We start from the raw sequence: 12,315 nt of genomic DNA on the forward strand, positions 1-12,315 counted from the left end.
GTAGGGGCCGGACCACCGTTTGGTCGGCTTGGCATTGCGCCTGAGCTCGCGGCTGATCGTCGATGCTGATCTCTCAAGCCGCGCCGCTATGCTTCGCACCGATAGCCCTTCCCGGTGGAGAAGGTCGACCGTCATTCGCTCCCGCAACGAGAGCTGAGAGTAATGTTGTCCCATCGCAGCAACACCTTACCAGGTGTTGCACTTCAATCGTGAGTCCAAGGAGGACCTCAGGACGAGAAATCCCCCCGGCCCCTATCAAGCTCCCTGAAACAACAGAGTCCGATATCCCCCCCTCGCCCCTTCCGGCCCGAGGTCCTCGCCTTCGCAAGGATGACAATTTATATATATGGATCAGCGGGATAGGCCGCGCGCGAGCTTCGCTCCGGCATCGCGCGCCGCAATCGCCCGCCCCAATGGAGGGCGAAACCGAGCGCCCACACGCGACGCGTAACTCTTTGTTTCATATCAATTAACTGTCATCCTCGCGCAGGCGAGGACCTCAGGACGAGAAGTCGCTCCGGCCCCTATCAAGCTCCAAGAAACAACAGAGCCCGATATCGCCCCCTCGCCCCTTCCGGCCCGAGATCCTCTGCCTTCGCAGAGGAGGACAGCATGATGGGAGCGGGAGCCTCTTTCGCTCACCGACCGCGCGCCGGAAATGCAACGCAACTCTTTGTTTCATATCAATTAACTGTCATCCTCGCGCAGGCGAGGACCTCAGGACGAGAAATCGCTTCGGCCCATATCACGCTCCATGAAACAAGCGAACCCGATATCACCCCCTCGCCCCTTCCGGCCCGAGATCCTCTGCCTTCGCAGAGGAGGACAGCATGATGCGAGCGGGAGCCTCTTTCGCTCACCGACCGCGCGCCGGAAATGCAACGCAACTCTTTGTTTCATATCAATTTCCTGTCATCCTCTGCGAAAGCAGAGGACCTCAGGACGAGAAATCGCCCCGGCCCCTATCAGGTTCCATCCCCCTACCCCACCCGCACCGAATAGACGTTCCCCCGCCCCCGGTCGATCGGCAGCGGCAGCGTCAGATAGCCGTTCCTGGGGTCGCCGACATAGTCGAGATAGTCCTCGGCGAAGGCGTTCTCGGCCAGCACCGGGGCGCCGGGGGCAAGGTGCGGCTCGATCAGCTTCAACACCGGCAGGTAGAGCGACAGCGCGCCGTCGAGCAGCAGCATGTCCACCGGGCCGCCGACGTCGGCAAGCGTTTCCAGCGCGTCGCCCTCGCGAATCTCCACGAGGTCGCCCAGCTCGGCGGCGCCCAGGTGGAACTGCGCCCGCACCACCTTCGACGTCTCGACCTCGCTGCCGATCAGCCTGCCGCCGCCATTGTCGCGCAGCGCCGAGGCGAGATAGATGCTGGAAATGCCCATGGACGAGCCGAACTCGACGATCCGCCGCGCCCGGCAGGCCCGCGCCGTCATGTAGAGGAAGCGGCCGTAGGCGGGCGACACCGACAGGAAATTGCCGGACAGCCCCTGGCAGACGCCCCGGTAATCCGCCCGCTCCTCGGCCAGAAGGTTGGCGATCGCCTGCCCGGTGGGGGCCGTCGCGAAGGCCTTGGCCATCGCCTCCATCAGCCCGAGGTCGGAGGCCGCCGCGTCGCGGTGCAACCGGTCGAGCGCGCCGGTGACGGGGGTGTTGGTCAGGGCGTTCATGGCCATCCTTTCGGCTCTGAGGTCCGGATCGGTCCCGGCGGCATCGCCAACGGCCGGGCGGGTCTGGAAAAGGGAACTGCTGGAGCCAAATTAACCCGCGCCCGGCGTGGCGTCATTACGAAGCCCTGACAGATTATTATTCGATCTTGCCAAAGATGCCGCGCCGGACAATCCTTCCGGCATGCCCATACTCACCGAACAACGCCACACCACCGACTGGCTGGACCCCGACACCGTGCACCGGCCGGTGGTGATCTACGGCTTCGTCGCCGACCGGTTCAGCGACATCGAGCTGCCGCCGCACAGCCACGCCAAGGGGCAGTTCATCCTGGTGCAGGGCGGCGCGCTCACCTGCGAGGTCGACGCCGGGCTGTGGATCGTGCCGCCGCGCAGCGCCATCTGGATTCCCGGCGGCATGCGCCACGCCGTCCGGATGAGCGGCATGCTGGAAGGCTACAACGCCTTCGTCGATCCCGCGCTCGGCCTGGGCCTGCCGCCGGCCTGCTGCGCCGTGTCGGTCACCCCGCTGCTGCGCGAGCTGATGACACGCGGCGCCCGGCTGCCGCCGCTCTACGAGGAAGGCGGCGTCAACACGCGCCTGCTCGCCGTGCTGATCGACGAGATGGCCGCCGCCAGCGTGGAAGACCTCAACCTGCCCATGCCGGCCGACCCCGCCCTGCGCCGGCTGGCCGACGCCATGCTGGCCACCCCGGCCGACCGCGCACCGCTGGCCACCTGGGCCCGGCGCGCCGGCCTCAGCGAACGCACGCTGGCCCGCCGCATCGCCGCCGAAACCGGCCTCAGCTTCGGCCGCTGGCGCCAGCGCCTCTCCATCATGCTCGCCGTCCAATGGCTGGCCGACGGCACCCCCATCCAGCACGTCGCCGCCAACCTCGGCTACGAAAGCCTGCCCAGCTTCGTCACCATGTTCAGGAAGACGCTGGGCATGGCGCCGGGGCGGTACATGGCGGAGCGGTTCGGGTGAGGTAGGGGGATATTAGTCAGACGCTCTTGGGGTAAGGTCTATCACTACGACATCAATTCGGCGGCGTAGCTCTAAAGGCATCTGTTCAACTATCGCCTGCTTCAGCTCCCTCGGTGTGCGAAAAATTGTGTTTTTACGGCCCGCTACCAGTTCATCCGGACCGAACCAAAGCACCAGATAGATGCCTTGCTGCTCCGCGTCCCGATTGCTGGAGTATCGTGTACTCAGTTGTTCTGCAGCCGCAGTAAACAGCGCACTGTGCCACTGGCCTTTCACTTCTATTGTCAGAAGCCGCCTCTTGCGCTCGATCATGGCAAGAGCAGCGATATCGCAGCGATTGCCCCCAGCCATATGGAATTCTATCGCGTCAGCCATGTTGCTGGCACGCAGATGCGCACGCAGTTGGTCAACAATGAGACTGCGAGCAGTGTTCTCGTCCACTCGTGTCCCCGCTGGGTAGAACGTCCTGATCGTGTCCGTTTCGGATGTTCGGATTTGCGCCTCAACGTCTTGCAGCATTTCGACCGCAGCGGCGCGCATGTCCTCAACGCTGGCAATGCCTTGCTTCTCTAGTAACGCCGAAATTTCGGAAGGTGAAGGCGCTCGGAAATGCTGTAGCGCGTGACGCCGCGCCGCTACTGCGCGAACGCCGATAAGGTCGGCGCGGTACGCGATGAACCGGTCGTCCTCCAATAACTTGTCAAGGATAGGCAGGGCTTCGTCGGGCGGACCACGACTGATACGGCCGGGGATCTCGCGCAAGTAGCGATACGCCCGCTCCTCCTTCGGACTGTCGCTCCCATATGAATCCGGTAGATCTACCGGAGGCCATTCATCAACGAAAGCCTCCAGTATCTGATAGTTCTTCCGGGGTGATAGGGGAGGCGAGTCGGCGCCATCTTCGCTGCCAAACCGATCCATGCGCGCGGCAATCAAAAGCAAGCTATCTCGATTTTGCTTTAGGATGTTCCACGCAACATCACCTTCCAGAAAAATAAAAGCGTTGAGCAGCCAGAACTCACGACGATGAATGTCGCGTTCCAGAGCACCACTTGGAAGTGGCGCCGCATGCTTGAGCAGACGTTCCCGAACTATCGAGAGAAGCTCATCGCGTGGCGCGTGACTGGCAGCGATTTCAAAGAGCGAGGTTTCGGCATGATAGGGCATGTCGGGATAGCTTCGGAGCCATGCCGTTGAGAGCTTAGCACTAATTCCCTGAAACGCCCCTTTGTAGGTGAGCCACCCGACGTTCGTTGGGGAGTCGGGCTCGTCGTCCCTGAGGGTTGGTTCGATGTACCGCTTCGCGAACGTTTCGATATCACTCGCTGTCGTGAAGATTAGACGGTCTATTTCAGCCTCGAAGGCCTCCGCCTCGCCCTCAGCCATACCCACAATGTTCCCAGCCTGCGTTTTGGCGGCCTCCAGTATTCTTTGCTGGATGCCGTCCAAGTTCCCCTTCTCTCGATAATGCAAGAGGCAATGAGCATACAGCGCCATGGCAACACCGCCCCACTTATGCGCCGCCAAGCTTTCAAGCGAAGGCACATGCTCGTTTAGGAACGGAAGGCAGTTCCGCAGGGCTTTATGCGCAATCTCAACATCGCCCACAAAGTCCGCCAGTTTATCTGGCTCGTAGAGATAGCGATGCGCAATGTGCTGCAGCCACCACCAATGCTGTCCAGCTTCGATAGCCGCGCGGTTTTGGCGCAGACTCTCAAGCCGACTGGCCTCTTGCTCTGCAGCAAGTTTTTGGTGGCGTTTACGGCGTCCCTCCCAACTGTCGCGGGTGCGGCGCCAATATGCCTTGGCAATACGATCTCGTGACGCCCAGACCCGCATGAAATCAGAATTGTTGTTGGCTTGAGCGCGCATAGTTTTCCGGTGTGCGTCCGGGCCGCGGTGCTGATTATATGGAGAGTGTGGGCGCCATAGCGCATCCCACAATAATGTGTTGCCTTCCGAGAAAGCGTCCGCGATCGCGGCGTCGATATCTTCTAGCTCGTACCGAACTCCCGAGTGTGTGCGGTCGGCATAGAAAAGATGGTCTAGTCTTTCGGCGATGTCGCTAGAGGTCGCCCCAAGAAATGCCACTTTCTGAATAGCGCGACGAAGCTTGTGATCCTTCCTTAGCACCGCAACCGCCGCGCTGGCATCAGCTTCGATGTGACGCGTGAAACGAAGGTCCTTAACCCAGCTCCACACGCGCCTAGCATCATATGGGCCCGGCACTGTCGTAAAGTATCGGTCTAGTAGACCGCCAACGACCTTACTGATGCCATCCCGACAGTGACATCTGTATTCATGCCGTGGCATGCACGTGCAACTGATGTCTGAGGTGATCGCGTCGAGTAGCATTCCAATATCATGGAACTTAAGCTCCCGCAGCAAGTGCTTGATGAAGTATCTGGACATCCCATCGCGCCGAGCTGCGGTATCAGCTTTCGGAAATAGTGCAGCGCAAGCACGAAGCAAAGCCAGCAGGCGGCCTTCCCCCACAACGTCGCCGGATTTCGCTTCTACATACTCAGCAAGGGCTTGGAGCGCGGCTGGGTCGCCTTGTGCGATCAGCGTCTCGAAATGCTCTCCAACCGTATAAGTGGATATCTGGACAAGCAGCCGCATAGAGAAAATCCGGCTGTATGAGTCCGTGGTTGGATCCAACAAGATGGCTTCCAGCTCCGGAACCAGAGATGCAATGGCCGAAGTACCGTTTAGTAGATCAAGAACCAGCGTCCGGAGATTATAGGACCCTCCCACGGCTAGTATAGGACGGAGAGCGTCCACAACATCTTCTGAGAAAAAGTTGCCGACGTTGAATGAGCGCCAATAGTCACCACGTCGGAAATAAGGATCGGTCTCAGCCACTTCTTGTAGTTTACGTATCAGGTGAATCTTGTTGGCCGTGTGAAGTTGCGCAGGGTCTCCGTTCGACAGAACCGCGTATGGATCGAGGTCAATTGCCGCACGTTGCACTCTGTCGCCTCCCAGAGCGGCCATCCAGCCAAGCATACCTCTCAGTTCGTCTCGGACGACGCCGTTTGGCGCAATAATCGCAAAGCAGCGACGCAAGGAAAGACCGCTTCCCGCGTCGGCGATATGTTCCGTCAGGTAGTTCGCGCCCAAGTATTCCGCTAATATTCGATGGAATGGTTCATGCTCATTTGCATCGCCAGCGGGGCGAAACAGCTTCGAATCAAGCAGATGGTCTAGTCCGCCTTCAACCTCGCCGTCCACGATGTCGACGTAAGGGAACTCGCGATCGTCGATTTTCTCGACACGAGAGACGCCAGAAGCACCAGAGAGCAAAAGTCGCGCGAAAACGCTACCGGCTTGACGAACCAAGGTTGCCGCCTCCGGCCTGCCGCGCATTGATTGACTTTCGTTGCTTTCTTGAGCGAGCCTTCGCGCGGCGTCGGAGTACGCCCGCTGTTTACTGTCAAAGCGGCGATTGTTTTCTATATATCCGTAGCCGAAAAATTGGAGAAATTCTGGGTTGGAAAGCAAGGGATTAAGGTCACAACGACTTGCCTCCCGTACAAAATCGTCAAAGTCCTCCTCTGGGAACACATAAGCGAAAAGCGCTCTTTGTTCGTCTAGATTGAAGGCGTCGAGATGCACCGTCTTGGGCTTTGTGCCGAAGCACTCTTCAACATACTTAGATCGTGATTTTTCCCACTCACCCGATCTGCTGGAGAAAATCACCAACCCATCCGCATGTGCCTGGGCTTTCTCCACGATGTCATTCAGTGCTTCTCCCCCAATCTTCGCCACTTCATCCATGGCGTCGATCACAAGCGGACCCCGCTTCGGGGTATAGTGAGTGTTACGGAATCTGCTAGCACGAACCCATTTGGCTCCCAGGGAGGTCGCCATGCTACGCATGACGCGCGTCTTCCCAGCGCCGGGTTCCGCGAGAACAATAATGGGGCCGCTCTGAAGCAGTAGCTCCGCTTCAGTCAAAACCTTATCACCAAGGCGAAAACGACGCTTGATATAGAACTCAGACATCGTCACTGCATATACCATACGCCTTCGCGTACCCTAAGGCTGTTGGACAAGTATCCACCCGTTTAGCGCGTCCCTCTAACATGTTGCGTTCGGATTTTGTGGCTTTCCACCACAGTGAGACGTCGAGTGGACGCGCGTCAGTAACCCATGCGAGAACATTACGTTTTCTGGTGCTGAGTGCTGGAGTTTGACAATCAAGAGCAGCAGTCAGTCTCGCTGTCGCTTCGACAATGCGCGCTACGCCACTGCCTTCGCCACCATGTCCGGATGCAAGCCGATCACCCTCACATAGGCGATGGCGAAGTCTGGCGCGGTTGCCCTTGCCTGTTCCCAGTCGCGCAGGGTGCCGACGGGGACACGGAAGCGGTTGGCGAATTCGGCTTGGGTGAGGCCGAGGCCGGTGCGCGTCTTGCGGATCAGGCGGGCGCGCTGGGCTCGGTCCAAGGCCTCGACCGTCACGTCGAAATCCTCGGCGTCGGTGGGATCAGCAGGCAGCGCGATAGGATCGTTCTTCACCTTTGTTGCTCCTTCTCACCGAGATGAAACGCGGCAGGTCGTCCCGCCAGACAAAGACGCCGGTGAACAGCTTTCCCTCGACGATCCCCACCACCTTGAACCGCTCCTCACCGTCGATCTCGCGGATGGAAGGGATGATCAGGTGGTCGTCGTCCTCGAAGATGCGATCGCCAAAGGCCAGCGGCAACTGATGCTTCGCGCGATTGGTCGCGTCTTTGGCTGGATCGAACCGTTCCGACGTCATAGATGGGAAGTATACGGGATTTCCGTATAGGCTGCAATGGGAGTTGGTGGGAGCCCGATATCGGCGCTGCGCCTCTTTCGGCCTGAGGTCCTCTGCCTTCGCAGAGGAGGACAGTTTGATGGGGGCGGCGAGGCGCTGGCGCGCTGGAGATTGATATCGGCGTTGCGCTCTTTTCTGCCTGAGGTCCTCGCCTGCGCGAGGATGACAGCGTGATAGGAACAGGAGACCGGACGTCGAGCGAAGAGCTCTACGCTAAACCTATGTTATATATAAATTTCCTGTCATCCTCGCGAAGGCGAGGACCTCGGACAGAATGGGGCGATTGGCTGATATAGGGCGGCACTGGTGCGGTGGGCTGGGCGAGGCTTCCGCCCCTACGCCCCCTCACGCCCCCCCCTACGCCCCCACCTTCCCGCTCGCCGCACTAAACGACGCGATCACCGCCTCCGCCAGCATCACAAACCGGGCCGACGGCCCATCCGGCCCCACGCTCCTCCGGTTCACCCTCGCCCCCTCCAGCAAGAGGCTCAGCGTGTCGGCCAGCTTCTCGGCTTCGGCGATCCCCGCCTCCCTGCACAGCCCCACCAGCTTTTCGCGCTGGTCGTGCTTGAAGGTTTCCACCACAAGGCGGGCGGGGTGGTCGGGTTCGGGGAGTTCGAAGGCGGCGGTGACGAGGTCGCAGCCGCCGGCTTCCATGCTGGCGTAGGAGGCGACGGCGCGCACCCAGGCGTGCAGTTGCGCCAGGGGGTCGCCGGGGTGGTTGGTTTCGAGGTCGCGCCAGAAGGGGGCGGCGGTGCGGGCCGTTTCGCGCAGGCACTCGGCGATCAGCTCGTCCTTGGAGCCGAAGTGGCGGTAGAGCGTCATCTTGTTGGTGCCCGCTTCCTCGGCGATGGCGTCGACGCCGACGCCGCGGATGCCGTGCTTGCGGAACAGAAGCTGCGCCGTGTCGATGATCCGCTCGCGCGGCCTCTTCACGCACCCGCTCACCATTTCGTCATTATCCATCATGCCAAGGCGCCTTGACGCCCATGTTACCGATCTGTAACGTCCGGGGTGTTACTGACAGGTAACACCCCCTTCCCAACGCGTCAAGGCCAGCCCCCACCGGGTGCGGCAACGACCCCCTACGCATTTAGTCCAGGCATCGGGCCGAAAAGTGGCCTTCCGGTTTTCGGACCAACCCGATGCCAAACGAAGAACCAAGCATCGGGCCGAAAAGTGGTCCCCGGTTTTCGGACCAGCCCGATGCCAAACGAAGAACCAAGCATCGGGCCAAAAAGTGGCCTTCCGGTTTTCGGACCAACCCGATGCCCAGCAAAGTCTACCCCTACCGACCGCCCGGCGCGCAGGAGACCTGCCATGAAGCACGAACTCACCCTGGACGAACTCCTCCGCGATCCGCTGGTGCTCACCGTCATGCGGGCCGACCGGGTTCACCCCGAGCGGCTGCGCCGCGAGCTGCGCGCGGTGGGCGATCGCTACCTCAACGGCGGCAGGGACGAGACGGTTCCCTGCTGGATGGCGGCCGCCACCGGTCGCGGCGAGGCCTGCGCATGGTAAACTTCTTCACCGGACGGCCGATCTTCGCCTCGGCCATCGCCATCATCATGGTTCTGGCCGGCGCCATCTGCTACGTGCTGCTGCCCGTCGCCCAGTTTCCGGAGATATCGCCGCCGCAGGTGGTGGTGTCCGCCCACTACCCCGGCGCCGGCGCCCAGGTGGTGGCCGACACGGTGACCACCCCGCTGGAACAGCAGATCAACGGCGTCGAGGGCATGACCTACATGTCCTCGTCGAGCTCCAACGACGGCTCGTCGACCATCACCGTCACCTTCGACGTCGGCTACCCCATCAACACCGCCGCCGTCGACGTGCAGAACCGCGTGTCGCAGGCGGCCTCCTCGCTGCCGGCCATCGTCAACCAGACGGGCGTGTCGGTGAGGAAGCAGAACCCCAACTTCGTCCTCATCGTCAACCTCACCTCGCCCGACGGCTCGGTCGATCCGGTGGCGCTCAGCAACTACGCCGCCCTGCAGATCCTCGATCCGCTGAAGCGGGTGCCCGGCGTCGGCGACGTGCAGGTGTTCGGCGAGCGGCGCTATTCCATGCGCGTCTGGCTCGACCCCGACAAGCTCGCCAACCTCGGCCTCACCGCCGTCGATGCGCAAGCGGCGATTGCCGAACAGAACGTGCAGGTGGCCGCCGGCAAGATCGGCCAGGCGCCCGCCCCCGCCGGCACCGCCTTCGAAATGCAGGTCAACGCCGTCGGCCGTCTTTCCAGCCCCGAGGAGTTCGGCGACATCGTGCTGCGCGCCGATGGGCCGAGCGGCGCCGTGGTGCGCCTGAAGGATGTCGCCCGCATCGAGCTGGGCGCGCTGCAATATTCCTCCTCCGCCTTCTTCGGCAAGGACCCCACGGTGGCGCTCGGCGTGTTCCAGATGCCCGGCTCCAACGCGCTCGACCTGCAGGCCGGCGTCAAGGCCAGGATGGAGGAGCTGTCCAAGCGCTTCCCGGCCGGCATCGCCTACGCCATCCACTACGACACCACCACCTTCGTGCAGGCGTCGATGGACGACGTGTTGAAGACGCTGGGCGAGGCGCTGGTGCTGGTCATCGCCGTGGTGTTCGTCTTCCTGCAAAGCTGGCGCACCACCGTCATCCCGGCCATCGCCATTCCGGTGTCGCTGATCGGCACGCTGGTGGTGATGGAGCTTCTGGGCTTCTCGCTCAACATGCTCTCGCTGCTCGGCATGGTGCTCGCCATCGGCCTCGTGGTCGACGACGCCATCGTGGTGGTGGAGAACGTCGAGCGGCAGATCGAGGCCGGCCTCAAGCCGCTCGCCGCCACGCGCAAGGCGATGAGCGAGGTCACCGGCCCCATCATCGCCACCACGGCGGTGCTGATGGCGGTGTTCATCCCCGTCGCCTTCATTCCCGGCGTCACCGGCCAGCTCTACAACCAGTTCGCGCTCACCGTGGCGATCTCGGTCGGCATATCCGCCTTCAACTCGCTGACGCTGAGCCCCGCCCTGTCGGCCGCCTTCCTGCGCCACCAGGGGCCGGTGCGCTTCCCGCCCTTCCGCTGGTTCAACGCGGCCTTCGGCGCCATGTCGCATGCCTATGCCGCCAGCGTCGGCGTGCTGGTGAAGGCGCGCTATCTGGTGCTCGCCCTGTTCGTCGTCACCATCGGCGCCACCTATTGGCTGTGGAGCCGCACGCCCTCCACCTTCCTGCCGGTGGAAGACCAGGGCTATTTCTTCGTGGTGGTTCAGTTGCCCGACGGCGCCTCGCTGGAACGCACCAACGCCGTGGCCGAACAGGTGCGCGACATCCTGGAAAAGACGCCGGGCATCGAGATCGTCGGCGCCATCTCCGGCCTCAACTTCCTGACGTCGGCGGCGCAGTCCAACGCGGCGGTGGAGTTCGCCATCCTGAAGCCGTGGGAAGAGCGCGGGCCCGAGCAGCACGCCTCGCGCATCGTCGAGGAAGTCCGGCCCAAGCTGATGGCCATCCCCGACGCCTTCGCCCTCAGTTTCGATCCGCCGTCCATCCCCGGCCTCGGCGCCACGGGCGGCTTCGAGTTCCAGGTGAAGGACCTGACGGGACAGGGCAGCCAGGCGCTGAACGACGCCACGCAGGGCCTGCTCGCCGCCGCCCGCCAGCAGCCCGAACTCAACGCCCACCAGCTGTTCTCAAGCTTCGGCACCTCGACGCCGCAGTTCGTCTACGACCTCGACCGCAACAAGGCCAAGCTCCTCGGCCTCAGCCTGCCGGATATCTTCAACACCTTGCAGATCTATCTCGGCTCGCTCTACGTCAACGACTTCAACCTGTTCGGCCGCACCTTCCGCGTGACGCTGCAGGCCGACCAGGACGCCCGCTCCTCGGCCACCAACCTGACGCGCCTCTATGTGAGGAATGCCAGCGGCGGCATGGTGCCGCTCTCCACCCTGGGTGAACTGAAGCCCACCGTGGGTCCGGAAACCGTGCCGCACTACAACTCCAACGCCTCGGCGCTGATCAACGGCGGCCCGGCCCCCGGCTTCTCGTCGGGCCAGGCGATCGCCGCCATGGAGCGGGTGGCGAACGAAACGCTGCCGCGCGACTTCGGCTACGAGTGGACGGGCATCACCTTCCAGGAGCTGAAGGCCGGATCGGCGGCGACGGCGGTGTTCATCCTCGCCATCGTCTTCGTCTTCCTCATCCTCGCCGCCCAGTACGAAAGCTGGACCATGCCCTTCGTGGTGCTGCTCACCGTGCCGCTCGCCCTGTTCGGCGCGCTCGGGGCGATCCAGTGGCGCGGCATGCAGATCGACGTCTACTCGCAGATCGGCTTCGTCATGCTGATCGGCCTTGCCGCCAAGAACGCCATCCTGATCGTCGAGTTCGCCCGCCGGCGGCGCGACGACGGGCTCGGCATCGTCGAGGCGGCCACCGAGGCCGCGCGCCTGCGCCTCCGCCCCATCCTGATGACGGCGCTGGCCTTCATCTTGGGAGCGGTGCCCTTGATGCTGGCCACCGGGGCGGGCGCCGCCAGCCGGCAGTCGCTCGGCACCACGGTGGTGGGCGGCATGCTGGCGGCCACCGTGCTCACCATGGTCTTCACCCCCGTGTTCTACGTGGTGATCGAGCGCCTGCGCGAGCGGTGGAACCCCGCCGCCGTCGAGCGCGACGCCGCCCACTTCCATCACGCCCATCATCCCGTGGCCGCCAACGAGGCCGACGACATCGACCTGTCCAAGGCCGCCGAGTGATACCGAGATGCATTGAAAATGCCTCTCGGTATTCGGCTTGCCGATTTCTCATACCACTGACGCAAATGAGAAATCGGCAAAGATTTCAATGAGCGGATGCGTCAGCATCTTCGCGAATTGGTTTGACCGGAGTTTCCG

9 protein-coding genes are annotated in these 12,315 nt (G+C 62.4%); 3 read left to right on the top strand and 6 right to left on the bottom strand.

Annotation, left to right across the window (positions count from 1 at the left end; genetic code table 11):
• Positions 1-174 (bottom strand): helix-turn-helix domain-containing protein (locus tag QQZ18_RS05930; RefSeq protein WP_446728615.1); only part of this gene is annotated, 174 nt, incomplete at its 3' end.
• Positions 175-980: 806 nt separating this feature from the next.
• Positions 981-1,670 (bottom strand): O-methyltransferase, encoded by a 690-nt coding sequence (locus QQZ18_RS05935; protein ID WP_284539053.1) that lies wholly within the window; start codon positions 1,668-1,670, stop codon positions 981-983.
• Between the two features lie 181 nt (positions 1,671-1,851).
• Between QQZ18_RS05935 and QQZ18_RS05940 the strand changes: the two genes are divergently transcribed.
• Complete coding sequence (locus QQZ18_RS05940; RefSeq protein WP_284539055.1) at positions 1,852-2,655, top strand: AraC family transcriptional regulator; 804 nt, start codon at positions 1,852-1,854, stop codon at positions 2,653-2,655.
• 12 nt (positions 2,656-2,667) lie between these two features.
• Here QQZ18_RS05940 and QQZ18_RS05945 read toward each other — a convergent pair whose 3' ends face one another.
• The 4 genes from QQZ18_RS05945 to QQZ18_RS05960 form a co-directional block, all read right to left on the bottom strand.
• Positions 2,668-6,663 (bottom strand): hypothetical protein, encoded by a 3,996-nt coding sequence (locus QQZ18_RS05945; RefSeq protein ID WP_284539056.1) that lies wholly within the window; start codon positions 6,661-6,663, stop codon positions 2,668-2,670.
• 237 nt (positions 6,664-6,900) lie between these two features.
• The gene (locus QQZ18_RS05950; protein WP_284539058.1) at positions 6,901-7,179 is read right to left on the bottom strand and encodes a helix-turn-helix domain-containing protein; all 279 of its coding nucleotides are present in this window, start codon (positions 7,177-7,179) and stop codon (positions 6,901-6,903) included.
• Positions 7,148-7,366 (bottom strand): BrnT family toxin, encoded by a 219-nt coding sequence (locus QQZ18_RS05955; protein WP_284539060.1) that lies wholly within the window; start codon positions 7,364-7,366, stop codon positions 7,148-7,150. The genes QQZ18_RS05950 and QQZ18_RS05955 overlap by 32 nt, the downstream gene beginning before the upstream one ends.
• A gap of 453 nt (positions 7,367-7,819) precedes the next feature.
• On the bottom strand, positions 7,820-8,431 hold the full coding sequence (locus tag QQZ18_RS05960; RefSeq protein ID WP_284539066.1) for a TetR/AcrR family transcriptional regulator: 612 nt from the start codon (positions 8,429-8,431) through the stop codon (positions 7,820-7,822).
• Positions 8,432-8,782: 351 nt separating this feature from the next.
• Between QQZ18_RS05960 and QQZ18_RS05965 the strand changes: the two genes are divergently transcribed.
• Both QQZ18_RS05965 and QQZ18_RS05970 read left to right on the top strand, forming a co-directional pair.
• A complete protein-coding gene (locus QQZ18_RS05965; protein WP_284539068.1) occupies positions 8,783-8,983 on the top strand; it encodes a hypothetical protein in 201 nt (66 codons plus the stop codon).
• Entirely contained in the window at positions 8,977-12,177 is a 3,201-nt protein-coding gene (locus tag QQZ18_RS05970) for an efflux RND transporter permease subunit (protein WP_284539070.1), read from the top strand. The genes QQZ18_RS05965 and QQZ18_RS05970 overlap by 7 nt, the downstream gene beginning before the upstream one ends.
• Positions 12,178-12,315 lie beyond the last annotated feature (138 nt).

Source organism: Pleomorphomonas sp. T1.2MG-36 (genome assembly GCF_950100655.1).
Classification (GTDB): domain Bacteria; phylum Pseudomonadota; class Alphaproteobacteria; order Rhizobiales; family Pleomorphomonadaceae; genus Pleomorphomonas.